This is a genomic window from Arthrobacter sp. P4_H3 (assembly GCF_056400885.1).
The window spans coordinates 22,716-47,328 of the sequence record NZ_JBFUKK010000023.1; the positions used below are offsets into that span (position 1 = coordinate 22,716).

General features: G+C 66.2%; 27 protein-coding genes. 9 read left to right on the forward strand and 18 right to left on the reverse strand.

Annotation, left to right across the window (positions count from 1 at the left end; translation table 11 throughout):
• Nucleotides 1-90: 90 nt before the first annotated feature.
• Entirely contained in the window at nt 91-774 is a 684-nt protein-coding gene (locus AC1DRE_RS21940) for an HAD family hydrolase (protein ID WP_476986610.1), read from the reverse strand.
• 129 nt (nt 775-903) lie between these two features.
• Between AC1DRE_RS21940 and AC1DRE_RS21945 the strand changes: the two genes are divergently transcribed.
• Nucleotides 904-1,641: a GAF and ANTAR domain-containing protein gene (locus AC1DRE_RS21945; protein ID WP_476986611.1), complete on the forward strand. Its 738-nt coding sequence runs from the start codon at nt 904-906 to the stop codon at nt 1,639-1,641.
• 78 nt (nt 1,642-1,719) lie between these two features.
• Here AC1DRE_RS21945 and AC1DRE_RS21950 read toward each other — a convergent pair whose 3' ends face one another.
• The 7 genes from AC1DRE_RS21950 to AC1DRE_RS21980 all read right to left on the reverse strand — a co-directional run bounded on the left by AC1DRE_RS21950 (nt 1,720) and on the right by AC1DRE_RS21980 (nt 9,083).
• Entirely contained in the window at nt 1,720-2,076 is a 357-nt protein-coding gene (locus AC1DRE_RS21950) for a GNAT family N-acetyltransferase (protein ID WP_104173825.1), read from the reverse strand.
• Nucleotides 2,073-3,488, reverse strand: a complete 1,416-nt coding sequence (locus AC1DRE_RS21955) for an acyltransferase family protein (RefSeq protein ID WP_476986612.1) — start codon at nt 3,486-3,488, stop codon at nt 2,073-2,075. The genes AC1DRE_RS21950 and AC1DRE_RS21955 overlap by 4 nt, the downstream gene beginning before the upstream one ends.
• Before the next feature lie 86 nt (nt 3,489-3,574).
• Nucleotides 3,575-3,967: a DUF1304 domain-containing protein gene (locus tag AC1DRE_RS21960; RefSeq protein ID WP_476986613.1), complete on the reverse strand. Its 393-nt coding sequence runs from the start codon at nt 3,965-3,967 to the stop codon at nt 3,575-3,577.
• 98 nt (nt 3,968-4,065) lie between these two features.
• Nucleotides 4,066-4,950, reverse strand: a complete 885-nt coding sequence (locus tag AC1DRE_RS21965; protein ID WP_476986614.1) for a class II fructose-bisphosphate aldolase — start codon at nt 4,948-4,950, stop codon at nt 4,066-4,068.
• Nucleotides 4,950-6,416 carry a GntP family transporter gene (locus AC1DRE_RS21970; protein ID WP_476986615.1) on the reverse strand — a complete coding sequence of 489 codons (1,467 nt, stop codon included), beginning with the start codon at nt 6,414-6,416 and terminating at the stop codon, nt 4,950-4,952. The genes AC1DRE_RS21965 and AC1DRE_RS21970 overlap by 1 nt, the downstream gene beginning before the upstream one ends.
• Before the next feature lie 173 nt (nt 6,417-6,589).
• Entirely contained in the window at nt 6,590-7,489 is a 900-nt protein-coding gene (locus tag AC1DRE_RS21975) for an NAD(P)-dependent oxidoreductase (protein WP_476986616.1), read from the reverse strand.
• Nucleotides 7,490-7,592: 103 nt separating this feature from the next.
• A complete protein-coding gene (locus AC1DRE_RS21980) occupies nt 7,593-9,083 on the reverse strand; it encodes a four-carbon acid sugar kinase family protein (protein ID WP_476986617.1) in 1,491 nt (496 codons plus the stop codon).
• A 152-nt stretch (nt 9,084-9,235) separates the two neighbouring features.
• Between AC1DRE_RS21980 and AC1DRE_RS21985 the strand changes: the two genes are divergently transcribed.
• Nucleotides 9,236-9,946: a FadR/GntR family transcriptional regulator gene (locus AC1DRE_RS21985; protein WP_476986618.1), complete on the forward strand. Its 711-nt coding sequence runs from the start codon at nt 9,236-9,238 to the stop codon at nt 9,944-9,946.
• A 4-nt stretch (nt 9,947-9,950) separates the two neighbouring features.
• Here the strand turns inward: AC1DRE_RS21985 and AC1DRE_RS21990 are convergent, their stop codons facing one another.
• Complete coding sequence (locus tag AC1DRE_RS21990; RefSeq protein ID WP_028270603.1) at nt 9,951-10,208, reverse strand: metal-sensitive transcriptional regulator; 258 nt, start codon at nt 10,206-10,208, stop codon at nt 9,951-9,953.
• Nucleotides 10,209-10,369: 161 nt separating this feature from the next.
• Here AC1DRE_RS21990 and AC1DRE_RS21995 point away from each other — a divergent pair, with 161 nt between their 5' ends.
• Together AC1DRE_RS21995 and AC1DRE_RS22000 are read left to right on the forward strand one after the other, a co-directional pair.
• Nucleotides 10,370-11,239: an SGNH/GDSL hydrolase family protein gene (locus AC1DRE_RS21995; protein ID WP_476986619.1), complete on the forward strand. Its 870-nt coding sequence runs from the start codon at nt 10,370-10,372 to the stop codon at nt 11,237-11,239.
• A gap of 180 nt (nt 11,240-11,419) precedes the next feature.
• Entirely contained in the window at nt 11,420-11,629 is a 210-nt protein-coding gene (locus AC1DRE_RS22000) for a dodecin (protein ID WP_104173833.1), read from the forward strand.
• 10 nt (nt 11,630-11,639) lie between these two features.
• On the opposite strand, the gene AC1DRE_RS22005 is transcribed toward AC1DRE_RS22000, so the two are convergent.
• The 6 genes from AC1DRE_RS22005 to AC1DRE_RS22030 form a co-directional block, all read right to left on the reverse strand.
• Nucleotides 11,640-11,837 (reverse strand): hypothetical protein, encoded by a 198-nt coding sequence (locus AC1DRE_RS22005; RefSeq protein ID WP_476986620.1) that lies wholly within the window; start codon nt 11,835-11,837, stop codon nt 11,640-11,642.
• Between the two features lie 176 nt (nt 11,838-12,013).
• Complete coding sequence (locus AC1DRE_RS22010) at nt 12,014-12,763, reverse strand: SDR family oxidoreductase (RefSeq protein ID WP_476986621.1); 750 nt, start codon at nt 12,761-12,763, stop codon at nt 12,014-12,016.
• Nucleotides 12,764-12,862: 99 nt separating this feature from the next.
• Nucleotides 12,863-14,203, reverse strand: coding sequence for an MFS transporter (locus AC1DRE_RS22015; protein ID WP_476986622.1), 1,341 nt, complete (start codon nt 14,201-14,203; stop codon nt 12,863-12,865).
• A gap of 54 nt (nt 14,204-14,257) precedes the next feature.
• Nucleotides 14,258-15,271: a 5-oxoprolinase subunit C family protein gene (locus AC1DRE_RS22020; protein WP_476986623.1), complete on the reverse strand. Its 1,014-nt coding sequence runs from the start codon at nt 15,269-15,271 to the stop codon at nt 14,258-14,260.
• Nucleotides 15,268-15,987 (reverse strand): 5-oxoprolinase subunit B family protein, encoded by a 720-nt coding sequence (locus AC1DRE_RS22025; protein ID WP_476986624.1) that lies wholly within the window; start codon nt 15,985-15,987, stop codon nt 15,268-15,270. The genes AC1DRE_RS22020 and AC1DRE_RS22025 overlap by 4 nt, the downstream gene beginning before the upstream one ends.
• 1 nt (nt 15,988) lies before the next feature.
• Nucleotides 15,989-16,780, reverse strand: a complete 792-nt coding sequence (locus AC1DRE_RS22030) for a LamB/YcsF family protein (RefSeq protein WP_476986625.1) — start codon at nt 16,778-16,780, stop codon at nt 15,989-15,991.
• A 323-nt stretch (nt 16,781-17,103) separates the two neighbouring features.
• Here AC1DRE_RS22030 and nac point away from each other — a divergent pair, with 323 nt between their 5' ends.
• Both nac and AC1DRE_RS22040 read left to right on the forward strand, forming a co-directional pair.
• On the forward strand, nt 17,104-18,021 hold the full coding sequence (gene nac / locus AC1DRE_RS22035; RefSeq protein ID WP_476986626.1) for a nitrogen assimilation transcriptional regulator NAC: 918 nt from the start codon (nt 17,104-17,106) through the stop codon (nt 18,019-18,021).
• A 164-nt stretch (nt 18,022-18,185) separates the two neighbouring features.
• Nucleotides 18,186-18,401 (forward strand): hypothetical protein, encoded by a 216-nt coding sequence (locus tag AC1DRE_RS22040; protein ID WP_476986627.1) that lies wholly within the window; start codon nt 18,186-18,188, stop codon nt 18,399-18,401.
• Between the two features lie 79 nt (nt 18,402-18,480).
• On the opposite strand, the gene AC1DRE_RS22045 is transcribed toward AC1DRE_RS22040, so the two are convergent.
• The 3 genes from AC1DRE_RS22045 to AC1DRE_RS22055 all read right to left on the reverse strand — a co-directional run bounded on the left by AC1DRE_RS22045 (nt 18,481) and on the right by AC1DRE_RS22055 (nt 21,515).
• The gene (locus AC1DRE_RS22045) at nt 18,481-19,155 is read right to left on the reverse strand and encodes a 4-carboxy-4-hydroxy-2-oxoadipate aldolase/oxaloacetate decarboxylase (protein WP_476986628.1); all 675 of its coding nucleotides are present in this window, start codon (nt 19,153-19,155) and stop codon (nt 18,481-18,483) included.
• A 70-nt stretch (nt 19,156-19,225) separates the two neighbouring features.
• Nucleotides 19,226-20,434 (reverse strand): aspartate transaminase, encoded by a 1,209-nt coding sequence (locus tag AC1DRE_RS22050; RefSeq protein ID WP_476986629.1) that lies wholly within the window; start codon nt 20,432-20,434, stop codon nt 19,226-19,228.
• A gap of 163 nt (nt 20,435-20,597) precedes the next feature.
• Nucleotides 20,598-21,515 (reverse strand): helix-turn-helix transcriptional regulator, encoded by a 918-nt coding sequence (locus tag AC1DRE_RS22055; protein WP_476986630.1) that lies wholly within the window; start codon nt 21,513-21,515, stop codon nt 20,598-20,600.
• A gap of 176 nt (nt 21,516-21,691) precedes the next feature.
• On the opposite strand from AC1DRE_RS22055, the gene AC1DRE_RS22060 reads away from it, so the two are divergent.
• Genes AC1DRE_RS22060 through AC1DRE_RS22070 form a run of 3 tightly spaced genes read left to right on the forward strand, consistent with a single transcriptional unit; the run spans nt 21,692 to nt 24,577 of the window.
• Entirely contained in the window at nt 21,692-22,537 is an 846-nt protein-coding gene (locus AC1DRE_RS22060; RefSeq protein WP_476986631.1) for an aldo/keto reductase, read from the forward strand.
• A gap of 55 nt (nt 22,538-22,592) precedes the next feature.
• Nucleotides 22,593-23,564 (forward strand): aldo/keto reductase, encoded by a 972-nt coding sequence (locus tag AC1DRE_RS22065; protein ID WP_476986632.1) that lies wholly within the window; start codon nt 22,593-22,595, stop codon nt 23,562-23,564.
• A complete protein-coding gene (locus AC1DRE_RS22070) occupies nt 23,558-24,577 on the forward strand; it encodes an NAD-dependent epimerase/dehydratase family protein (RefSeq protein ID WP_476986653.1) in 1,020 nt (339 codons plus the stop codon). The genes AC1DRE_RS22065 and AC1DRE_RS22070 overlap by 7 nt, the downstream gene beginning before the upstream one ends.
• Nucleotides 24,578-24,613: the final 36 nt, after the last annotated feature.

Consider the following 24,613-nt stretch of genomic DNA (forward strand, 5'->3'; position numbering starts at 1 on the left):
CGGACTGTCCTGAGTCAGTCCAACCTTATCCGCCCGCCGGGAAAACGGCTAAGGGCGGAGCGAAGTGTCCGACGCAAATGAGGCGGGCCGTCAGCTGGCGGCGACTTCCTCCGGCGACGGACCGTCAGGTTCCGTGAGGTGCCGCTGATGGAGTTCCTCCGCCGCCAGTTCGTACCAGGTATGGGCACCGAACGACGGGTTGCGGGTGTCCAGATGCCGGTACAGGGCATCGGCCAATTTGCTGAGGGCATCATCTGACATGGCCCGGACTGTTGAGGCGGGATCCATGTTCCCTTCGAGGTATTCGGACAGTTCCAGGCCGTTGATGGTGCGTTGCTCACCGGCGGCTGCCAGGACTCCGTCGGGGTCGGGCCCTGGGGTGGTTCCGCCGTCCAGGAGGGCGTTGATCTCCCCGTCCAGGGCGGCCTCGTCGCCGCCGGACAGTCCGGCGTGCTCCAGGCAGATGGGCAATTCCGCGGGCTCGGCCAGTTTGAGGCGGAATGCCTCGGAGCCGGTCGCCACGTCTCCGGGGTTTCCGTTGGCTTCAGCGGCGCTTCCGGCGATGTGGCGCAGGTACATCAGGACTTCGGGGTCCAGATGCGACGCACCGTGGAGGTCTGCCGTGATGTCCTGTTCCGGGGAGAGCCGGCGCGCGCGGCGCATGATGTGCAGCAGCACGGGGTAATTGGCTTGGGTCAGGCAGCCGGCGACTTCCAGGGTTACCCGTCCGGGATCAATATCCACACGGACCAGCACACGCAGTTTATGGTTCAAGGCTTCTCCTACAGAGACTTCCAAGAGCCAGCTTCATAACTCACCTAAACAATACGAAATTGTTGCCCACGCCACAAGCCGCCTCTCCGGCCCCGGCCAATCGGCCCCGGACAGACCTAGACTTGAAGTATGAACGAGAGCACGCTGGACGCATCCGTGGCCGGAGAGCTGCAGGATCTTGTCATCAGCAGTAGCGATGTCAATAGCTTCCTGGCGGAGCTCTGCGAGCTTTCCGCTGTTTCGCTTTCGGACGCCCTCGGCCACGAAGTGTCCTGCGCGGTCACCCTTAACCGGCACCACAGGACCACCACGGCGGCATGGAGCAACCCGCAGGCCCGGCTCTTTGACGAGATCCAGCACAGTTTCGGCGAGGGACCCTGCCTCCATGCGATGACGACGGGCACCACGGTGCTGGTCCGGGACACGCGCACGGACTCCCGCTGGCCCGAATACGGCCTGGCGATTGCCACCCAGGGTCAGCTCAGCGTGCTGGGTGTGCCGCTCACCCTGGACGCAGGGGCTACCGCAGCGCTGAACGTTTTTGCTCCGGCCCCGGACGTCTTCGATGCCACCGCGATCCAAAAGGCCGAACTGTTCGCATCACACGCCGAAAAGGCGCTCCGCCTTGCGGTACGGATCGGCGTCCGGCAGCAGCTGGCCGAGGACCTGCGGTCTGCCATGAAGTCCCGCACCGCCATCGACCTTGCGGCCGGCATCATCATGGGCCAGAACAGATGCTCGCAGGCAGAAGCAATGGCCATCCTCACCAAAGCCTCCAGCGGCCGGAACCAGAAGCTCCGGGACGTGGCGGAAAAGCTGGTGGGATCGTTCGCCGGCGAGGGACACGCCACCCACTTCGACTGCTAGGCGGCTGGCTGCTAGGCGGCTGGCAGCGGCTTCGACCAGGCCGCAGGGGGGCCGGCCGGTTGCCTATGACGCCGTTGCCTATGAAGCCGTCACTTCATCCGTGGGCGGCTGTTCCGGCCAGTCAATGAACTGCTCGTAAGCGTCGTGCTTCTTGAGGTAGGCGTAGATGAAGGGGCAATGCGGGATGATCCGCTTCCCCGAGGACACCACGTCATCCAGGGCGAAATGCGCCAGCACCTTTGCCAGCCCCTGGCCCTTGAAATCCTCCGCGGTGTCCGTGTGGATGAAGTCCACGTGCCCTGGTCTGTCCATAAAGCGCGACTGAACCGCCAACTTGCCGCCCACACGCAGTTCGTAGCGGTGGAGGTCATCATTGCGGATGGTGGTGACGTCCGGGCTGAACGTGTCTTCAGTGGATACCGTGTTCTCCGTCATGGTTCGACATTGGCACTTAAAGGCGCCGGTGGCAATGGCCCTCCGGCCCCGCCCGGCGCGCCGTTGGCCGTGCCCTCCGGGCTGCCGGTCGCGCCGCCGGTCGTGCCCTCCGGGCGGGCATGCAGCGATTGCCCGCGAACCGGAATCCGGCCCAACAGGAGCACGGCCAGGGCAAAGCACGCCGCGCCTCCGCCCAGCAGTCCAAGCGTGAGTCCGTTGATCGCTGCGTCGGCCACCGGGATGAACACCACAACGGCGGCGGTCACCACTGCGGCGGCGGGCCGACGGCGGGAGTGCGCGGACGCCGTCGGACGTTCTTCGAGCCGGCCGAAGGCGGCCAGTACCGGTATCAGGAGCACGATGATGCCGAGCAGGACCAGAGGCCGCGACCACCACCATCCGGCGGTCCCCGCCGCCGGTTTGGGGAAGCCGGTGAGCAGGAGCAGCCCGGACATGGCTGCCAGCAGCGGCAGGTGCCACAGGTAAACGGTCATGGCCCGCCGTCCGGCCAGCCCGACCACCGTCCGCACCCACCGTGACGCGGCCACGCCGGCGAGGACCGGACGGGAGAGCTGCAGCGCCGCGGCCTGGGCCACGCCAAGGAGCAGGAGACAGAAGGTGGGCGGATTCAGGTTCACCAGCATGTTGCCCGAATACAGCCCAAGGCCCGTGACGAGGCCCAGCAGGAGGTTGCTGCCGACGATGACGCCCACCAGCGCGGAGGCCCTGGGCCTCCCTTCGGGGGCGTCGGCGAGGATGAATCCCAGCTGCTGGACGGCGCACCACAGGAAGACGATGTTGGCATAGGCAAGGAGCGGCAGGGCCTCGCGGAAGCAGTCCACTGCCACCACCAGCGTGGTGAGTCCGGCCAGCACAAGCCATGGGGCCCGGTCATGGAGCGCAGCCAGCAAGGGGATATTCAGCTGGGCGGCCAGATACGCGGCGAGGAACCAGAGCGGCATCCCGGCGCCGGTGACGATCAGCTCCACCACCTGGGGTTCCACGCCAAACAGCCGCGCCGCCCAAAGTCCGGCGAACATAACAGCCAGCAGGGCCGCGGCCGGGCGGATGAGGCGCAGCAGCCGGGCCTGGGCGAATTCCGTTCCCGTGCCGCCGTTTGCCTTGAGCCGGCGCCAGGACTGCAGGCCGGTGATGCCGCCGGCCACGAAGAAGAGCGGCATCACCATGAATATCCAGATGATCGGCTCGAACCAGTCCTGCAGGGCCAGCGTGTTTTCGGTGGTCACCGTGCCGTCAGGGTGGAGCACCGGGCTGACCATCATAGTGTGTCCTACCACCACCAGGGCCAGGCAGAAGAAGCGGGCGAGGTCGATCACCGGGTCGCGTTCCCGTGGGGGCAGGTCCGGCACATCGCCTGCCTGCTGGGACTGTCGTTGCTGCGGAACACCCATTGCGCTCCCTGTGGACGCGGATCGATTCTCTGCGTACCTTCCATTGTCCGCCGGGCATCCGTCAAGGGCCACAACCGGGGCGGCGCTCAGGCGAGCAGCAGCCCCAGCAGGCCGAGGACGACGGCGAGCAGCGGCGTCGTGCCTTGCGTGGCGGCCGCACGGAGGTACTTCCGCCCGGTCAGGGCCAGGACGGCGGCAGCCAGCAGCATGGAACCGCACGAGCTGAAGATGAGGGTCCAGCCCACTGCCGGCTGGCCGAGGAGGACTGCGACGGCACCGATCAGCGCACCGAGGGCCAGGAACAGGTTGTAGAAGCCCTGGTTGTAGGCGAGCGGCCGGGTGGTCTCGGCGTCGGACTGCGAGGCGACGCCGAAGCGCTTCCAGGTGGCCGGCCGGGTCCAGGTGACGGACTCCATGGTGAAGATGTAGACGTGCAGCAGGGCCGCGATGAACGCGAAAACGAGGGAGGCCGGGATCATGGCTCGATCCTAGCCTCCCCCGCCGGGAGTTTTTGTCCACTTATCGCGAGCTAATGGCCCTCCAACTCGCGATATGTGGACAAAAACTCCCTTCTCCCTTACTTCGTGAGGGTGGACAGTGCTCCGGCGGCGAAGTCCTTGGCGGAGGCGTTCCAGGTCCCGAGCAGGCCCTGGAGGTTTTCGCCGTCGGCACGGTACGAACCGGTTTGGGCTTCCAGCGTGGCCAGCACGCCGGTGCGGAGTTCGGTGTTGAAGTTCACCTTGCCCACGTTCATGGCGGCGGCCTTGACCAGTTCCTCAGCCGGGATGCCGGAGGCGCCGTGCAGGACCAGCGGGATGTGGGTGCGCACTGCGATGTCCTGCAGCACGTCCCACCGCAGCTGCGGTTCCCCCGTGTACTTGCCGTGCACATTGCCGACGGCCACGGCCAGGAGCTGCGCACCGGTGCGGGCGATGAAGTCCTCCACCTGGGCGGAGTCAGTCAGCCCGGCGGTGCCGGCGCCTGTGTCCATCGACACGGGGCCGGACGCGTCCGCACCGAAGGCACGGTCCTCGTCACCGGCCAGGCCGCCCAGTTCCGCTTCAATCACGACGTCGGCATGGCCTTGCGCGGCCAGCACGGCGCGCGCTTCGCGGACCAGCGCGATGTTTTCCTCGTACGGCAACGACGAGCCGTCCGCGAGGACCGAATCCGCCCCCGCCGCGACGGCGTCGGCTATCACCCGCAGATCGGAGGCGTGGTCCAGCTGCAGCGCGACAGGGACGCTGGCGGCGTCCGCCAGCCCGCGGAGCGCCGTGATCAGCCGCAGCCCGTTTGGGGTGGCGGCAGTCTTGGGTGCCACCAGCAGGATGGCGCCGCGGCCGGCCTCTTCCGCCGCTTCCACCACGGCCAGGGCGGTGGTGAAGTCGTAGCAGGTGAAGGCCGGGACGGCTGCACCCTGCTGGAGGGCGGAAACTACCAGGTGGTCGAGTCGGGCACGCATCAGGCGCTCAGGCCTCCCACCAGGATCCAGGCCACGAAGGTCAGGGCGAAGCCGGCCAGGCCCAGGACGGTGGTGAGGACGGTCCAGGTCCGGAGGCCGTCCGCGACGGTGAGTCCGTAGTAGCGCACCACCACCCAGAAGCCTGCGTCGGTCACATGGGAGAGGCCCAGGGAACCGAAGCCGATGGCGATGACGATCACGGCGATCTGCGCCGGCGTGTAACCGCCGCCGCTGACGGCGGCGGAGAGCAGACCAGCGGTGGTCACGATGGCCACCGTGGCCGAACCCTGGGCGGCGCGGAGGGCGAGCGAGATGATGAAGGCGAGCAGCAGCAGCGGCACCCCCAGCGTGTCAAGGGTTTCGGAGAGTGCCTTGCCGATGCCCGAGACCTGCAGCACGCCGCCGAAGACGCCGCCGGCCGCGACGACCATCAGGATGGAGGCGATGGGCGGCAGTGCGCCTTCGAAGATTTCCCCGGTCTCCTTGAGGGACCACTGGCGGCGGACGGCCAGGAGGAAGAACGAGAGCGCAACAGCCACCAGGAGGGCCAAGAACGGGTTGCCGACGAACGCCGCCACTCCGTACCAGGCGCTGTCCTTACTGATGGTCAGTGTTCCCACGGTGCCAAGGAGGATCTGGGAAATCGGGGCGGCGATCAGGAAGATGATCAGGCCGGGGCGCGGCGGGGCAACCGCCCGGGCTCCGGGGCCGTCGTGGCCCACGTGCACCAGGGAAGCGGAACCGAACTCGTCCACCTGGGCCTTGACGGCGGGCAGCAGATCGTAGTCCTTGCGGTTCATGATCGACGCGACCCAGTAGGACAGGAAGCCGAGCGGCACGCAGATGGTCAGCGAGATCAGGGCGATCAGTCCGATGTCGGCGCCAAACACGCCGGCGCCGGCAACGATTCCGGGGTGCGGCGGTACGGCCACGTGGATGGCAAGCATGATGCCGGCCATGGGCAGGCCGAACTTGACGGGATGGACGTTGGCGATCTTGGAGAAGGCGTAGACGATCGGGACGAGCACGATGATGCCCACCTCGAAGAACACCGGTATCGCGACGAGGAACCCCACCGCGGTGAGGGCGACGGCCACACGCTTGGCGCCCAGTTTGGCGGTGAAGTGGTCGGCGAGGGACTGGACGCCGCCGGAGACTTCGATCATCCGGCCCAGGATGGCGCCGAGGGCGATCAGCAGGGCGACCTTGCCCATGGTGCTGCCCACGCCGTTGGAAACTACGGTGAACACGTCCTTGAGCGGGATCTGGGCCGCCACGGCCACCAGGATACTGACCGTCAGCAGCGCCACGAAGGCCTGGATCTTGAAACGGATGATCATAACCAGCAGGAGCGCGACGCCGGCGGCGGCAATGGTCAGCAGCAGCGGAGTACCCAGCTCCACGGCCGGCTTGATGACGGGGGCGTCAGCCGCCCGCACCATCAAGGAGTTGATCAGGGGGTTCATTGCGGATTGTCTCCTTTGACAGGCCAGAACGGCCGGACGGTGGTTCGACGACGGCGGAGGGGGGACCGCCGTCGTCGGGCTTCAGTTATTGTGGAGTTTTTGTCCAGATAATGGCGCCAAAGGGCGTTCTAAGTCGCATTATCTGGACAAAAACTCCGGGGGAGGGAGCGGGGTTAGGCGGTGCGCTTCGTGGGGGCGACAACCTTGATGACGGCGGAGTCGTCTGCTGCGGCGAGGCCCTGGGCCTGGCCCAGGAGGTACAGCTGCTCGGCTGCTGCCGCGACGGGAGCGGCGAGGCCGGCGGCGCGGGTGGCTTTGCCCACGATACCCATGTCCTTGACGAAGATGTCCAGGCGGCTGAGCACCTCGGCGCCTTCCTCCGTGTAGGCCTCGAGGATGCGCGGGCCGCGGTTGGAGAGCATGAAGGATCCGGCGGCGCCGGCTTCGAGGGCTTTGAGGGTCTTTTCCTGGTCCAGGCCGAGGGCGTCGGCCAGGGCCAGGGCCTCGGCTGCGGCAGCGATGTGGACGCCGCAGAGGAGCTGGTTGACGGTCTTGAGGGCCTGGCCGTCGCCGGGCTTGTCGCCCACGACGGTGAGGGTGGAGGCCAGCAGTTCCAGGGCCGGGCGGGCCTTTTCCTGCGCCTCGGGCGAGGCGCCCACCACGATCAGCAGGTCGCCTTCACCGGCGCGCTTGGGGCCGCCGGACAGGGGCGCGTCCACCAGTTCGACGCCGTATTCGGCCAGGCGGTCCACGGTGGCCGGAATGGCGTCGGTGCCCACGGTGCTGCCGAGGATCACCACGGCGCCCGGCTTGAGCACGGAGGCCACGCCGTTCTCGCCGAAGAGGACGTCGTTGAGCTGCTCGCCGTTGCGCACTGCCAGGAGCAGGGCGTCGGCACCTTCGGAGGCTTCGCGGGCGGAGGCGAAGGTGCGGATCCCGGCTTCTTCGGCGAGCTTCAGGCGCGGCTCGGCGATGTCGAAGCCGTGGACAGTGAGCTGGCTGGCCAGGCGGGTGGCCATGGGCAGGCCCATGGCGCCAAGGCCAAGAACGGTGATGGTGTAGCTGCTGGTCATGGTGTTCTCCGTTGAATGCGGTGTGTGGTGTGGGCCCACACCTGCCGGGTTCCCTGGCCGAGCTTGCGAGGTCAGGGGGCAGGGGGCAGGGGGCAGGTGGGGATTAGAAGGTGTTGCTGAGCTTGCGGGTGACGTCGGCGAGGGACTGGTCGTCCCCCACGTTGCCGGCGAAGACGATGTACGGGATGCCCTTGGCGGGGCCGTCCACCGGCTCCCACAGGCTCACGATGCCGGGGAGCATGGGGCCGCGGACAATGGCGTGCCGGATTTCCAGGCCGTGCGCGGCGACGTCCGAGGACGTGATGCCGCCCTTGGCGATCACGAAGCGCGGCGGGAAGGTCTTGAGCGTGCGGTTCACGACGGCGACGACGGCGGCGGACACCGTGCGGGCGATCCGCAGGCTTTCGGCGGCGTCGTCGGTCCTGATGAGCAGGCGGCTGGTGTGGACGATGACGTCGCCGCTGTGCAGGGCGTTGACGACGGCGGCCACTACCGTGTCGAGGTAGGCGTCCGCTACGTTTTCGGCAGCGAGGAGTCGTTCGACGTCGATCTCCACAATGCGCGCGGCGCTGTGCTGTTCAGTGAGTGCCTTGAGTTGGCGGGTAGTGACGCCGACGTGTGAGCCGACCACGATGAGCCCGCCGGCTTCCGAAGGGTTGTTGCCGGCGTAGGCCTCTTCGCCGCTGAGCTCGGCGCGGATTTCCTGGCCGATCCGGGCGCGGACGAACGGCGGGCCCACGCGGTAAAGCAGTTTCTTGCCGCGGCGTTCGGCTTCCTCGAGGCCCAGCGAGAGGGCGCGCAGGTCGTTTTCGGACACGATGTCGGCGACGATCGGGGTGGAGTTTGTGGCGGACTCGATGGCGTCCGCGATTGCCTTGGCGGAAACAGTGGGATCGCCGTCCGGTCCCGCGGCGCGGATGATGTTGAGGTCCAGGACGATCACGGAGTCCGCGGCAAAGCGCCCCTTGGACTTCTCCTCGACATACTTGGCCATTTCGGAGTTGGCGAAGCCGAAGGAGGCGTCCTTGGCGAATTCGGTCTCGGCCACGGGTGTCAGCTTGCCGGCGTCGTCCCCGGTGCCGCGCATGTAGTGCACGCCCCCGATGGTCACGCGGCCGGCGTCGGGGAACGCCGGAATGATGACCACGCCGTCGGTCTTCTCGCCGCTGACAGCGGCCACGGTGGCGGCGATGACATCCGGTTCCAGCGGGTAGTGGCCGCGGAGGGTGGAGTCGCTGCGGCTGACAAACCCCAGCCGGAGCCGTTCTCCCTCGGTGGCGCCCGCGGCAGCCAGGGCGTTGCGGACGATTTCCTCGTTTCGCAACGCGGCCTCGGCAGGGTCCAGGCTGCGCGTGTTGGTAAGCACGTAGACGGCAGGCTTGCCCTCCGCAAAGGCCCAGGTGAAATCGGCAACGTCCCAGCGGGTGAGGACCGGCAGGTCCGCAACGGACTGCGTGCCGGTGGGGTCGTCGTCGAGCACTACGAGTACTCGGGGCGAGTCTGCCGATGACGCCGCTACAGCGTTGGCAACCAGCTCAGCGGGAATCTGGATCTCTGCCGGGAAGGCGGCCAGTACATCTGCTTCAAGGGGCACTTTGCACTCCGTTGTGTATGAAATCTCTGCTGCGGGTAGGTACTTGTAAGATGTCTGACATCTAACATTTGAATGCTAGTGTGGCACAAGGCACAGGGACGCGCAAGTAGACTTGTCGGACAAATCGTCGCTCATTGCGGAACGGGGGAAAGTTGGCACGGAAATCACTGGTCGGCGTGGTGGCCGATGAACTCCTGGACCGGATCATTGCCGGCGAGTTCCCGCCCGGGGCCAGCGTCCCGGGCGAGCTGGAACTGAGCGCGAAACACGAAGTCAGCCGCATGACCGTGCGCGAGGCGATGAAGACGCTGGAAGCGCAGCGCATCCTGAGCGTGGAGCGGGGACGGGGCACGTTCGTCAATCCGCTCAACCGCTGGGCCTCGCTGGAGGCAGTCCTCCGCGCGGCTTCAGAGGGCAAGAATGATGCGTCCGCAGCGGTCCAACTGATTGAGCTCCGCCGGATGCTGGAAACCGGCGCCTGCGAACTGGCGGCCGGACGCATCAGCGACGCCGAGATTAAGACACTCCACGGCTACGTGGCGGCCATGCGCAAGGCTCACCAGTCCGACGACCTGCCCGCGTTCGTGGAAGCTGACCTCGCCTTCCACGACGTGATCCTGCGTGCCTCCGAAAATGTTTTTGTAGCCGTCCTGTTCGAGCCGCTGCACCGGGTGCTGGAGAAGCGCCGGACACAAACCTCCAAGGTCCGGGACATCCAGGAGCACGCCATCGGCCACCACCAGGCGATTGCCGAGGCTTTGGAATCACGGGACGCCGCGCGCTCCCGCGCGGCCATGGATGCCCACATGCAGCAGACCCTGGATGACCTGAAGACCTACGTACTCGAGGCGAAGAGCGCCTGACGGCCTAGGCGAGGGAGAGGAAGAGCTTCTCCAGTTCAGCCCGGTCGAGGCTGGGGTCCTCCTGCTGCATGCACTGCTGCAGTCCGGTGGCAATAATGGAGAATCCGGCACGGTCAAGGGCGCTGGAAACGGCTGCCAGCTGCGTGACCACGCTCTTACAGTCACGGCCCTCCTCGATCATCCGGGTCACAGCCGCGAGCTGCCCCTGCGCACGGCGCAGCCGGTTGATGACAGGCTTCATGTCGGCGGGATCGAGTTCCATTGCTTCCTCCGTGGCTTCAGGACTCCCCTATCATATACCCCCCTTGGTATTTCCTCCGCCCGGCTTCGTGGCAGCAGGCATCACCATCAGCCTTCGCCGGGCAGGGTGAATTGCGCCCTTCGGCCCTGTTTTCCGCGGAAACAGGGGGTCACGATGGGAGGGTGAGCACGTTCAGCATTCCCGGACCTGCGCGGAAACCCTCCGCGGCCCACACCCCCGTGCCCCACCCGTGGAACCGCTTCGTGGCGCTGGGGGATTCCTTCACCGAGGGCTACGGCGATCCGGAGCCGCGGAGCCCCGGCGGCGTAAGGGGCTGGGCTGACCGGGTCGCGGAAGAGCTGAGCCTGGGCCACGCGGACTTTGCCTACGCCAACCTCGCGGTCCGGGGTCTCCTGCTCCAGCAGATCGTTGATGACCAGCTGGGTCCGGCACTTGAACTCAAGCCGGACCTGGTCACGCTCTCCGCGGGCGGCAACGACATCGTGTTCCGGGGCAGCGACCCGGACAAATTGGCCGAGAAACTGGACCCGGCAATAAGGCTGCTCAGCGCCACCGGCGCAACGGTGGTGCTCTTCACCGGACCGGACTGGGGCAACACCCCGGTGTTCAACCGCATCCGCGGCAGGGTGGCCATCTTCAACGAAAATCTCCGCACCATCGCGGCCAGCCACGACGGCGTGGTGGCCGACCTGTGGAGCCTTCGCCAGCTGACCGGTTCGCAAATGTGGGATCCGGACCGCCTGCACTTCTCGCCCCTGGGCCATCACACCATCGCGGCCATGGTGCTCGAGACGCTGAACGTGCCCCATACCCTGCAGCCCATGCAGCCCAAGGTGCTGCCCACCAGCAGCTGGAGGCAGGCCAGAAGCAGCGATCTGGTCTGGGCCAGGGATTACCTGTTCCCGTGGGTGCTGCGCCGGGTGAGGCAGCGTCCCACCGGCCCGGGCCTGAAGGCGAAACGTCCGGAGCCGGGCCCGGTGTTCGGGCCCGGGATACCGCACGGCCCGCTTCCCGCCGGCCCCGACCGCTGAGCACTGACTGCAGGGTTCCTCACCGCGATGGTGTCCTGCGGCGGCCACTGCAGCAATCACTGCAGCAATCACCGCGGCGGCCACTGACGCGGCGAACCCCTAGTCGTTCCGACCTTCGTCCGCTAATCTGCAGGGACGGCCCGCAGTTCCGGGTGTCAATGGAGATTATGAGGAGCGAAGTTGTCGAATCACACCTACAGCATTTCTGAAATTGTCGGAACTTCAAATGAGGGCGTCGACGCCGCCGTCCGCAACGGGATTGCCGAGGCCGCGAAGACCCTCCGCAACTTGGACTGGTTCGAGGTCAAGGAAATCCGCGGCCACCTGGCCGACGGCAAGGTGGCCGACTGGCAGGTAACCATCAAACTGGGCTTCCGCCTGGAGCGCTAGCGCCGCAGCCTCAGCGCGAGGTTGCGCCCGCCGTGTTGCGGCGCCAGAGGGTGGGCGATCCGTTGTAGGACGGGAAAATGTGTCCTTCAAAAAAAGTCTGTCCGTCATGCGGTGCGTCGTCAGGAGCCCACAGCCCGGATACCGGGCAGTGGGTGCCTGTGGCGCCGGAGGTGGCCACTCGCTCTCGGAGCAGTGCGATGCGCTTCATCGTTGAATCCCATCCTTGGTAGTGAAAAGGTCTACCCCAAGGCTAGGAAACCGGCCGTACTCCCCCAATGGGCGTTCGTCCAGAATCACCCTGTTTGATGGGGCGGCTGCACAGTCGCCGTTGCCGCAGGGCCATCCTTCGGAACATGGATGCTGACGGCCCATGGCGCGCGCAGGCTAGCGGCGGTCAAACACCAGGCCGCCGGGGACCTGGAACGTGGGCATGATTTCCATCATTCCAAGGTTCACGTGGGCCGGAGCTTCGATGGCGTAGTCGAGGGCGTTGACGATGTCATCGGTGGTCAGCGATTCGAAGCCCTCGTAGTATGTCTGCCACGCTTCCTCCATGGCCTCGGGCGTGCCGCCCATGTTGCGGCCGAAGATCTCCGTCTCCACCCGGCCGGGGCAGATCTCGGTGACGCGGATCCGCTTGCCCACCGTGTCGTTCCGGAGCTGGCGGGAAATCTGGTGCACCGCTGCCTTCGTTGCGTGGTAAACCGTGTGCCCGTAGAAGTTGTAGACGCCGGCAATGGAGCTGATGTTGACCACGTGGCCGAGGTCGCGCTCCACCATGCCGGGCAGGATCAGCCGGGTCAGGTGAAGTAGACCGCGGAGGTTGACGTCCACCAGTTCGTCGACGTCGTCCTCGGAGGAATCCAGAATGTTGCCGGGGCGGGAGACGCCTGCGCAGTTCACCAGTACGTCCACCTTGAGGCCGTGAATCGCTGCGGCGAGGGCCTTGGTGTCGGTGAGGTCGACGACGTGCGGCACGGCGCCGGTGCGGTCCGCCAGTTCGTCCAGCCGCTCCTGGTTGCGGGCGACGGCGTGGACGGTCAGGCCGCGTTTGGCAAGCCGTTCACTGATGGCGGCTCCCATGCCGGTGGAAGCGCCGGTGACGAGGGCTGTGGTGTAGTCGGAAAAGGGCATCAGGTCTCCAGTGAAGGGTTGGGCGGCCGGGCCCCGGAACGGGACCCGGCCAAACGTGCTATGGATTTGCCGGCGGAGTGGATCAGGTACGGCTGCGGGTCAGGCGTCCCGGAGCGGCACATGGGCCCGGTCTTTGACCGTGCTGACCGCCGCGAGGGTGCCGAGAGCCGTGATGACGGCGTAGAACGCGGGCATGTAGATGTTGCCGGTGCTCGAGATGAGCCAGGTCATCAGCAGCGGGGCCGTGCCGCCGAACAGGGCCGAGGAAACGTTGTAGCCAAGGCCGTAGGCGGAGTAGCGGACGCGGGTGGGGAAAAGTTCCACGATCAGGATGTGGATGACGGCGGTGTGCCCGGCGAAGACCACCGCCATGATGCAGGCGCCGAGGATGGCGAGGCCCATGTTGCCGGTGGCGATCAGGGCGTAGGCCGGGATGCCGACGATTGCCATGGCGATGGCCGAGCCGGCGATCACCTTCTTGCGTCCCACACGGTCCGACAGGGCTCCCATGAACGGAATGGCGATGCAGATGGCGACGAGGCTGCAGGCGGTGACGATGAGCGCCTCACCGATGGTGAAGTTCAGCTGCTTGCCCTTCAGGAACGTGGGCATGTAGGAGAACAGGACGTAGTAGCCGGAGCCGTTCATCAGCGGGATGAACAGGGCCAGGACCATGGCACGGCGGTGTTCGGCGGACCTGAACGCTTCCTTGAGGGGGTTCTTGGACAGGCCGCCCTCTTCCTTCAGCTTCACGAAGTTGGGGGTGTCGCTGATGGCCTTGCGGATGTACCAGCCGATGATGCCCATGGGGATGGCGACAAGGAACGGGATGCGCCACGCAAAGGCGCCGAACCCGCCGCCGTCGATGGCCGCCTGGCTGAGCCACGGCGACATGGAGAACGCCACGAGGGTGCCGGTGAGGAGCGCCGCGAAGGATGCGATCTGTGCGTAGGAAGTGATGATGCCGCGCTTGCCTTCGGGGGCATGCTCAGCCAGGAACGTCATGGCACCGGCAGCCTCGCCGCCGACGGAGAAGCCCTGCAGCATCCGCAGCAGCACAAGCAGTATGGGTGCGGCGACGCCGATCGCCGAGTACGCGGGCAGGAGTCCGATGCCTGCGGTGGCCACGCTGATGAGCAGGATGACGAAGACCAGCAGTTTCTGGCGTCCGATCCGGTCCCCGAGGAAGCCGCAGACCACCGCGCCGAGGGGCCGGACGAAGAACGAGACCGCGTAGCCGGCGAAAACGAACAGCAACGCGTTGTCCGGGTTGCCGGGCGCCAGGAAGACGAGCGCCAGCGTCCCCGCCATGAAGGCGAAGATGCCGTTGTCGTACAGTTCCACGAAAATGCCGACGCAGCCGGCTGTGACGACTTTGCGGGTCTGCTTGCTGCTGAGCCGCTCTTGGTGCGGCTGGGCCGCACGCGTTGAAGTTGACATGGCTTTCCTAACTAAGGGGAGGGTAGCAAGGCTTTGGAGCTGATGCGAGGGTTTTTAGCTTCCTACTGCCGGGGCCAGATCGTGCCAGTGGGGCTGGGCGCCGATCCCGAGGAGGCCGAACACCGTGGTGACGGCGGCCCGGAGGTTTTCGAGTTGGCGTGTTGCCGTCCGGAGGGCTCCGGCGGCTTCGGCCACGGTGGTTCTGCGGAAGGTGACCGTGTGCCCCGGCCTGGCCTGGGCCAGGATGTCCAGGGACATGCTGGTCACCACGGCCAGGACCGGATAGCCGGCGGTGACGCCGCGGCCGCGGTGCAGGACCAGGAGTTCGTCCCGGGACGGGACTTCCACGGCCCCGACCGGAACGCCGCGGGAGAGCAGCTCGGCGGACGACTGCCGTTCCGGCAATTCACCGCCAAGGCGGAGGCCGATGTGGTTGCTGCGTCCGCTGACTGTATAGCTTGAGGAAAACAGCAGGCCGGCCGAGTCGCCGAACTCGTCGATGTCCGGGCCGTCGGTGACGTGCACTGCGAGCTCGGTTCCGAACTCGGGGCGGCTGAGCCCCAGCCGGAACAGCGGCAGGTCGAAATAGGGCTGGCGGATCGGGGGCACGCTGCGGCGGACCTCCAGTTGCGTCCCTTCCGCCAGTTTGAGGCCGAAGCCGACGACGGTGTCCGGTGCGCAGCTTCCCAGCAGGACCGGTGCCGCAACTGAACCGTGGACGGCCAGGTAGGCGCGGAGCCCGCCGGTCATCCCCCGGACCGCCAGGGTTTCGCCGGCCCGGACCGAGACGGGTTCCCACTGCGGGCAGGTCCTGCCCCCGACGGACAGGGTGACCGGCGCCCCCGTGACGGCAACGAGGATGTCGGTGTCCGTCCGCAGCCGGAAGTCCAGTGCCGTGATTTCGATGAGGGGATCGTTGTCCTCGTTGCCGGCGAGGATGTTGGCGGCCCGGGCGGAGAACTGGTCGAGGGCGCCGTTCACGGGCAACCCGTAACGCGGCCCGCGGAACCGGCCGAGGTCGGTGACCACGGAGTTTCCGGGCTGGCTGATGGTCAGGACGCCGCTCATCGTGCCGGCTCCAGGTACCGTCCGGCGTACCCGCCGAAGTCAGCCGCCGGGATGGGGATGAAGCTCAGCCTGTCTCCGGGCAGATAGGGAACCAGCGGTTCGTTGGCCAGGTTCAAGATAGTCAGCGGCGTCTGCCCGATGACGCACCATCCGCCGGGGGCGGTGGCCGGGGCGATGACGGCCTGACGGCCCGCGACGGCAACGGCACCTGCCGGCACGCTCAGCCGGGGATCCTTGAGGCGGGGCACGGGCAGCGGGAAACCGGGGCCGTCCATCATGGGCGATCCAGCGGGGGCTCCAAGGCACCGGATGACGTAGGAATCGGCGCAGTGCAGCCTGACGACGTCTTCCGTGCTGAGCCCCTGCTGGTCCGCAACGCGTTCCAGGTCGGGGCCGTATCCGCCGCCGTAGACCACCGGCACCTCAAACTCCCGGGATGCCCGGACCTGGGTGTCAGCGTGGCCGAGCTGGCGCAATCCGAGCTGAACGAAGGCTTTGACCTGGCGGGCCGAAGTCGAGCGGGCATCGAATTCGACCAGCACGGAGTCGTAGGTGGGAACGGCGCCGTAGACTCCCTCGGCTCCCGAGGATTCCAGCCACTCGGCGAGGCGGTGAACCGTTGCCCAGTTGGCTTCACGGTCTGCATCCATTGCCACCACGCGCAGGGCAGAGTCGCCTGACTCGTGCACCTCGATGGCCGCTGCGTTGACGGACATGTCAGGCCACCTTTTCCTGCCTGGCGGCAAGCACCTGTGCCAGTGGGGCGATGGTGACCCCGGCCGCCGTGAGCCCGGCGCGGATGAGCCGCGCAAGCTGCACGGCTCCGGCGTTGTCGCCGTGGAGCAGGATGGTGTCTGCCTGAATGGGGATGTCGAAGCCGGCAACGGTTTCGATCAGGCCCTCGCAGACCATCCGGACAGTCCGTTCCACGATCACCGAAGGATCATGGATGACCGCACCGTCCCGGTCCCGGGGGACCAGGGTGCCGTCGGCTTCGTAGGCGCGGTCCGCGATGCCAACAATGGCAACATCGAGGCCGCGGTCAGCGGCGGCCAGGGCAAGTTCGCCGTCCTGGGCCAGGATGATAAGCCGGGGGTCGGCGCCAAGTGCGGCATCTGCCACGGCGGCCGCATAGTCCGCCCGCGTGGCCACGAGGTTGCCCAGCCGTCCATGCGGTGCCAGGTGGGCAACCCGGGTCCCGTGGTACGCGGCAAATCCGGACAGCGCGCCAAGCTGGTAGAGGACGTCGGTACGTACTTCGGCAGGGGTCAGGTCCATGGCGCGGCGGCCGAAACCCCGGAGGTCCGGGAAGCTGGGGTGGGCGCCAATTCCGACTCCGCGGCGCACGCATTCGGCTACCGTGGCGTCCATGATGTCCGGGTCACCGGCGTGGAAACCGCAGGCGATGTTCGCACTGGACACAACCTCGAGCAGGGCCGGGTCATCCCCCACGGTGTAGGCGCCGAAGCCCTCGCCCAGATCGGCGACGAGATCAACTGTCGGATTCATCTTTGCCTCACTAACGTGGATGGTGGTCAATGTCTTTTCAGGAACATTAGGGGAAGAATATTTCATGTAAGTAAATTTGAAAGTCCATAAATAATCGGAATGACCCCACAGGAATTTGTTATGAATTCCTATATTCCGGGCCGTCTTTGCCTGAATAGATTCTGGCATCGAGACGGAGCTCACACAAAGACCGATTCAATGTCACGTGATAGGCAGGCGCTATGACCCGGGAGCCCCGGTCACCAACTTCACGCGGGTCCGGGAGACATAGAATCGGGCTATGACCACTGCCTTCCGGGAGCGGCGGAGAAAGGTGGAGAGGCATGGACACCAGGAAGTTGGCCTACTTCGTGCAGATCGTTGATTCCGGCAGCATCACCAAGGCGGCCGCGGCCCTGCATGTGGCACAGCCCGCCCTGAGCCAGCAGGTTTCATCGCTCGAAAACGACCTGAAACAGCGGCTGCTGATCCGCAGCAAGAAGGGCGTCGAGCCGACGGCGGCCGGCCACACCCTGTACCGGCACGCCCAGACGATCCTTCGCCAGGTAGAGCAGGCACGCCAGGACGTGGAAACATCCGGGGCAACACCTTCGGGCCGCGTTTCCGTGGCAATTGCCCCGTACAGCATGGCTTCCAGCCTGGCGCCGCAGATCATCAGCGAGGTCAACCGCCGGTACCCGGACGTCGTCGTGCACCTGACGGAGATCTATGGCGGCGTATTGAGCGAGGCCATCAAAAACGGCCGGCTGGACATGGCCCTCATCTACGAGCCGGGGCCGATCCGCGGCGTCCAGTTCACCACCATGATCGTCGAAGACCTCTACCTGGTGATCAGCCCGGAAGCCGGGATCCAGGCGGCGGACGGGGAGATCAGCCTCCGCGAGGTGGCCGGGCTGGGGCTCTTCCTGCCCGAAAAGATCCACACCCTGCGCCAGATCGTGGAGCGTGGTTTCGACGAGAACAACCTCCGGCTGCGCCTGATGGGCGAGGTGGAATCCGTCCCCTCGCTGGCAAGGCTGCTGCGTGCAAACCTGGGCGCCGCGATCCTGCCACGGTCTGCGGCGGACGCCCTGTTCCATGAAGAGGACTTCCAGGTGCTGCGGATCACCGGCCCGGCGCTGCAGTCAAAAATTGCACTGTGCACCCCCGACCACGAACCTCTTTCCGAGGCCGCATCCGCCGTTCTGATTATATTGAAGGAAATGCTTCAGAACATGATGAGCCAAAAGTATGGCCAATAGATCGCACTCCCGGGCGGCGGTAAACCAGCCATAGTTCCGCCTTATCAGATCACCCGAATTAGGTATTATTCACGGCGCTGGAATTTCCCTAGGATCAAGAAAACAAATTGATTCAATTTCCCACCCCAAGGGAATTGACCAGGGAAGCCGTGAGGAATACCGCCATGAAGAAATCAGGCACAACCGCTGCACTCACCTCCCGCCCCGGTAGCCGGCTGGCGGCCAGGACAGGAAGCCACTGCCCCGTCAACGGTTTCTGGCGCGCCGAAGCCGACACCGCCGATCCGCTGTTCGTCTTCGAGGGCAGCATCATGCCCACCCGCGCAGGTCGCGGCACCACCTGGTACCTCGTCGATACCAGGAGCAGGCTGGCGGATTGAGCCAACGAAAGCGCGAACGGACACTTGAGGCCCGGGCCTCAAGTGTCCGTTCGCGCTGCTCGCGGAACCGGCCCGCTACCTAGACCTCCACGAGCAATCCCTTGGCCTTCAGCACGTCGGTCAGCTTGCAGAGCTCAATGGTGGTTCCGCCGTCGTGATACTGCCTGATCAATTCGCGTTCGGCGTCGTCGCGTGCCTGTGACAGTGCGATGACTTCCTCGGCTTCCTCGCGGCGGACCACAACGACGCCGTCAGCGTCGCCGCGAAGGATGTCACCGGGGTAGATGATTTCGTCGCCGAACACGACAGGGTGGTTGATCGGACCCAGGGTTTCCTTCACCGTGCCCTTGATGCAGATGTTGCCGGAGAAGACGGGCAGCCCCAGCTCGATCAGGTCCTGTGTGTCGCGCACGCCCGAGTCCGTGACCATCGCGGCGATCCCCTTGGCCTTCATTGCGTTGCCCAGCACGTCTCCGAACGTCCCGGCCTCCTCGTACTCCCCTGCCGCCACCAGGACAACGTCGCCGGCTTGGGCGTAGTGGATGGCAACCTGCAGCATCAGGTTGTCCTGTGGCGCGCACCGGACAGTGACGGCCGGCCCGCAGAAGGACATGGACCGGTCGATCGGCTTGATCCGCGAACTCAGGGCACCCTTGCGGCCCTGGGCTTCGTGGATGGTGGCGGAGGAAAACGCGGCGAGCCGGCTGACGACGTCGGCGTCCGGGCGTTCGATGTTGGCCTTGACATGGATCATGGGAGATTTCCTAACAGGAGTGGGCTTGCTGGTTGGGTGCGGCGGAGGCGCCGCCGGATGGTGCCGGAGCTCAGCTGAGGGCCCGGACAGCCTTGTCGATGGCCGCCGTGGCTTCCCGGATGATGTCCAGGCTGGTGGCAAAGGAGATGCGGAAGTACGGTCCGAGCCCGTAGGCGGATCCATGGATCGTGGCAACGTGCGCCGCGTCGAGGAGGTACAGCGTGAAGTCCTCATCGGAGCTGATTTCGGCGCCGTCGGGTGTCCGCTTTCCAATGACGCCGGCGCAGTTTACGTAGGCGTAGAAGGCGCCTTCGGCGGGGGCGCAGTGCAGGCCGTCGACGGCGTTGAGCCCGGCCACGGCGGCGTCGCGGCGGTCCCGGTAGACGGCAACGCTCCCGCTGACGAAGTCCTGGGGACCCGAGAGGGCTGCCGCGGCTGCTGCCTGGCTGACCGAGGACGGGCAGGACGACATTTGCGACTGCAGCTTGTTCACGGCTGCGATGAGCGGCGCGGGACCGGCTGCATAGCCAAGCCTCCACCCGGTCATCGCATAGGCCTTGGACACCCCGTTCACCAGGAGGATCCGGCCCCTCAGCTCCGGAGCCACTTCGACGAGGCTGGCAATCCGACCCTGGCCGAAGTGGATCTCGTCGTAAATTTCATCGGTGAGGACGTTGACCTGCGGGAAGTCCCGAAGTGCGGCGGCCAGGGCACGAAGTTCCTGGCGGCTGTAGACGGCGCCGGTGGGGTTCGACGGCGAGTTGAGGATCAGCCACTTGGTGCGCGGCGTAATGGCACCGCGCAGCGCTTCCGGCGTGAGTTTGAAGCCGGCCTCCTCCGTGCAGGGGACAATGACGGGCGTGCCCTCGTTCGCCAGGACCATGTCCGGGTAGGACACCCAATACGGCGCCGGGATAATGACCTCGTCCCCGGCGTCCAGTGTGGCCATGAGCGCCAGGAAGATCACCTGCTTCGCACCGCCTCCGATGGTGATCTGGTCCGGTTCGAACCTGACCCCGGTGTGGTATTTGAGCCTGCCCAGGATGGCTTTCTGGAGCACGGGGGTGCCGCTGACGGAGGTGTATTTGGTTTCACCGGCCTCGATGGCGGCGACGGCCGCGGCCTTGATGTGCGGCGGTGTATCGAAGTCAGGTTCACCGACCGTCAGGTCAAGGATCCGGCGGCCCTCGGCTTTGAGTTCACGTACCCTCGCGGCGGCCGCCACGCTCGGAGACGATTTGATGCGGCTGACACGGGCTGCTGGGGAAAAATCAGGCATGGTCTCTTCCAGGTTCTTGAGTGGGACGCAACCAAAGAACGGTTCCTTCATTCGAGCGTAGGGACTCGGTGGAGGAATGGATAAGACCTATTCTGCGTGGACGGATAAGCAGAACTTATGTCAGGGCGCGGGAAGATCCAGCCTGTTACCGGCCGTTACGGGCTTAGGACGCGCTGCCGGCGTCGCTGACATCCGCTATCTGTGTGGCCCGCGGTCCGCCGGTGGTTCCCGACGCATCCCCGGCCTCTCCGGCACCGAAGCTGCCCAGCAGGGTCAGGGAATCGGCCGACGGCGAACCCGGCTTCGCGGAAAACACCCGGAGGACCTGGTCCGGATCGTCCGGCAGCACCAGGTTTTCAAAGTTCAGTTCCAGGTCCCCGACCACGGGATGGTGGAGCCGAAGGCTGCCGGCGGACGGTGCGGCCACCCTGTGCCCGGCCCACCACTGGCGGAAGTGTTCGCTGTGCACCGCGAGTTCGCCCACCAGCTGGTTGGCCTGGGCATCGTTCGGGTGCCGGCCGACATCCACGCGCAGGGCACCGACGGCTTCAGCCGCCACGGTCTTCCAGTCCCGGAACAGTTCGCGGGTGCGAGGCTCGAGCATGAGCCAGCGGGTCAGGTTACGCTCCCCGGCCGGCATCGCAAGGAAGTCCGCAAACAACAGGAAGGCAAGGCGGTTACCGGCCAGGACATCGTTGCGGCGGCCCAGGACCAGCGCGGGGACATCGCCCACTGCGCCCAGCAGCTGGCGCAGCGCCGGCCGGACGCCCTGGGCCGGGATCGGCGGGCGCTGCGATTCAGCGCAGTGTTCCAGGAGGTCCATCATGTGCGCCTGTTCGCTGGAGTCCAGCCGCAGCGCCCGGGCCACGGAATCGAGCACGGCCCTGGACGGGTGGATGTTGCGGCCCTGCTCCAGGCGGGTGTAGTAATCCGTGCTCACATCCGCCAGCCGGGCTATCTCCTCGCGGCGCAGCCCGGGAACCCTCCGGGCACCCGTTGTGCCGGGCAGCCCGGCGTCCTCCGGCTTCAGCCGTGACCGCATTGCTTTGAGGAATTTTCCAAACTCGGCACTCTGACCCATGCCTTCCATTGTGCACGGCGGGGAACCTCCCTTTCTACAACGAAGGTAGGACTGCCAGTCCTAGGAAAAACAGGAACAGGCATGCCTACTGACAGGGCACCGGAAAGTGCATAGGCTCGATGCATAGCCCACATGAAAGCGGTTTCCCGCGAGCCCTACGACCGGAAGAACTGACAATGTCCCACACGCACCAAACCACCATTCCGCAGCTGACCCTCAACAACGGCGTACAGATTCCGCAGCTCGGCTTCGGCGTCTTCCAGGTGCCGCCGGAAGAAACACAGCGCATCGTCGAAGACGCGCTCGAGGCCGGCTACCGCCACATTGACACCGCCGCGGCCTACCGCAACGAGGCAGGCGTCGGGGCCGCCATTGCCGCCTCCGGCATTCCGCGCGAGGAAATCTTCATCACCACCAAGCTCCGCAACGGCGAACAGGGCACCGCCCACGAAGCTTTCCAGAACAGCCGCAAGGCACTCGGCGTCGACTTCGTGGACCTCTACCTGATCCACTGGCCGGTGCCGTCCCAGGGGCTCTTCACCGACGCGTGGAAAGCGATGGAAAAGCTCTATGCCAACAGCCAGATCCGCGCCATCGGCGTCTCCAACTTCCTCCCGGAGCACCTGGACACCCTCCTCCCGGCGGCGGATGTGGTCCCGGCCGTGAACCAGTTCGAAATCCACCCCACCTTCCAGCAGCAGGAACTGGCGGCCAAATGCCGGGACCTCGGCATCGCCGTGGAGGCCTACAGTCCGCTGGGCCAGGGGTCTGACCTGAATGCAGGCGCAGTAAAAGCGCTGGCCGGCAAATACGGTGCAACGCCGGCCCAGGTGGTGCTGGCCTGGCACCTCGCCCAGGGCACCATCGTCATCCCCAAGTCCGCCGATTCGAAGCGCATGCGGGAGAACCTCGGTACCATCGCCGTCGAACTCTCCCCCGCCGAACTGACCGAAATCACCGCGCTGGAGTCCGGTGCCCGGGCGGGCGCCGACCCCGCCGTCGCCGCCTTCAGCCAGATGTAGCAAGCACCGCGCTGGCGCCAGAAACCAAAACCCCACAATCCAAAGGACCCTCAGCATGCAGTACACCCACCTTGGCCGTTCAGGCCTGAAAGTATCCCGCCTGTGCCTGGGCACCATGAACTTCGGCCCCCAGACCGAAGAAGCGGCCGCGCACTCCATCATGGATTCCGCCCTTGATTCCGGCATCAACTTCTTTGACACCGCCAACGTCTATGGGGGCTCGGGCCGGCACGGCTGGACCGAGGAAATCATAGGCCGTTGGTTCGCCCGGGGCGGCGAGCGGCGGGAACGCACGGTGCTGGCCACCAAGCTCTACGGCACCATGACGGACCGGCCCAATGAGTCCAAGCTGTCCGCCCTGAACATCCGGCGGGCCCTCGACGCCAGCCTCAAGCGGCTCCAGACGGACTACATCGACATCTACCAGTTCCACCACATCGACCGTAATACGCCGTGGGACGAGATCTGGCAGGCGATGGACGTGGCCGTCCAGCAGGGCAAGATCCTGTACGCGGGCAGCAGCAACTTTGCCGGCTGGCACATCGCCCAGGCCCAGGAGTCCGCCGCCCGGCGCAACTTCACCGGCCTGGTCAGCGAGCAGTCCATCTACAACCTCCTCACCCGCAACGTGGAGCTGGAAGTCATCCCGGCTGCTCAGCAGTACGGACTGGGGCTGATCCCCTGGTCGCCCCTGCACGGCGGCCTGCTGGGCGGGGTACTGAAAAAAGAGCGCGACGGCGTCCGGCGCACCGAAGGACGGGCGGCCGAAACGCTGAAGAAGCACCAGGAACAGATCCGCCAGTACGAGGATCTGGCCGACGACCTCGGCCACGAGCCCGGGGATATTGCCCTCGCGTGGCTGCTGCACCAGCCCGCGGTCACCGCACCGATCGTGGGTCCGCGCACGCAGGAACAGCTCGACGCCGCCATCAGGGCCCTGGAGGTGACGCTCGACGCTGATGCGCTCAAGCGCCTCGACGACATCTTCCCCGGCCACCGGACGGCCCCGGAAGACTACGCCTGGTGACTCCTCCCGCAACGGTGGCGGCACCGTCGGACATCCTGTTCATCGGCGGAACCGGCGTCATCAGCGCGGCGGCGGCGGAACTCGCCGTCGCGCTGGGCCACCGGCTCACCCTCCTGAACCGGGGAAAGTCCGCAGCCCGGCCGGCGCCCGAAGGCGCCGAGGTGGTCACCGCCGATATCCGGGACGCCGCGGCAGTGCGCGAGGCGCTGCGTGGCCGCGAGTTCGACGCCGTGGCGGACTTTATTTCCTTCACCCCGGACCACGCGGCGGCGGCTGTCGAGCAGTTCTCGGGCTGGACCGGCCAGTACGTGTTCGTCAGCTCAGCCTCCGCGTACCAGAAGCCGCCCGCCCGCCTGCCGATCCTGGAATCGACGCCGCTGCGCAACCCCTTCTGGCAGTATTCGCGGGACAAAATCGCCTGCGAGGACCTGCTCATGCGGGCCTACCGGGACGACGGCTTCCCGGTCACGGTGGTCCGCCCATCGCACACATACGACCGCACCAAAATTGCGCTGCTGGGAGGCTGGACGGACATCCACCGCATGCGGCAGGGCCTGCCGGTGCTGGTCCACGGAGACGGCACGTCGCTGTGGACGCTGACGCACAGCCGGGACTTCGCCAAGGCGTTCGTGGGCCTGCTGGGCCGGTCGCAGGCAGTGGGCGAAAGCTACACCATCACCTCCGACGAGTTCCTCCCCTGGGACCAGGTGTACCGGCTGTTTGCCCGGGCTGCCGGCGTTGCGGCGCCGGAGCTGGTGCATGTGGCCTCGGAAACCATCGCGGCCCACGATGCCGGACGCGGGCCGTGGCTGCTCGGCGACAGGGCGCACTCCGTGGTGTTCGACAACTCGAAGATCAAATCGCTGGTACCGTCCTTCCACTGCTCCATCCCGTTCGCGGACGGCGCCCGGGAAATCGTCCGCTGGCACGACGCGCACCCCGAACGGCAGCAGGTTGACGCCGGCTTCATGGAGCTCAGTGACCGGCTGGTCGACTGGGCCCGCCGGCCGTAAACGAATCGCTGGAAGACTGTGCCGTTGGAGATCTGT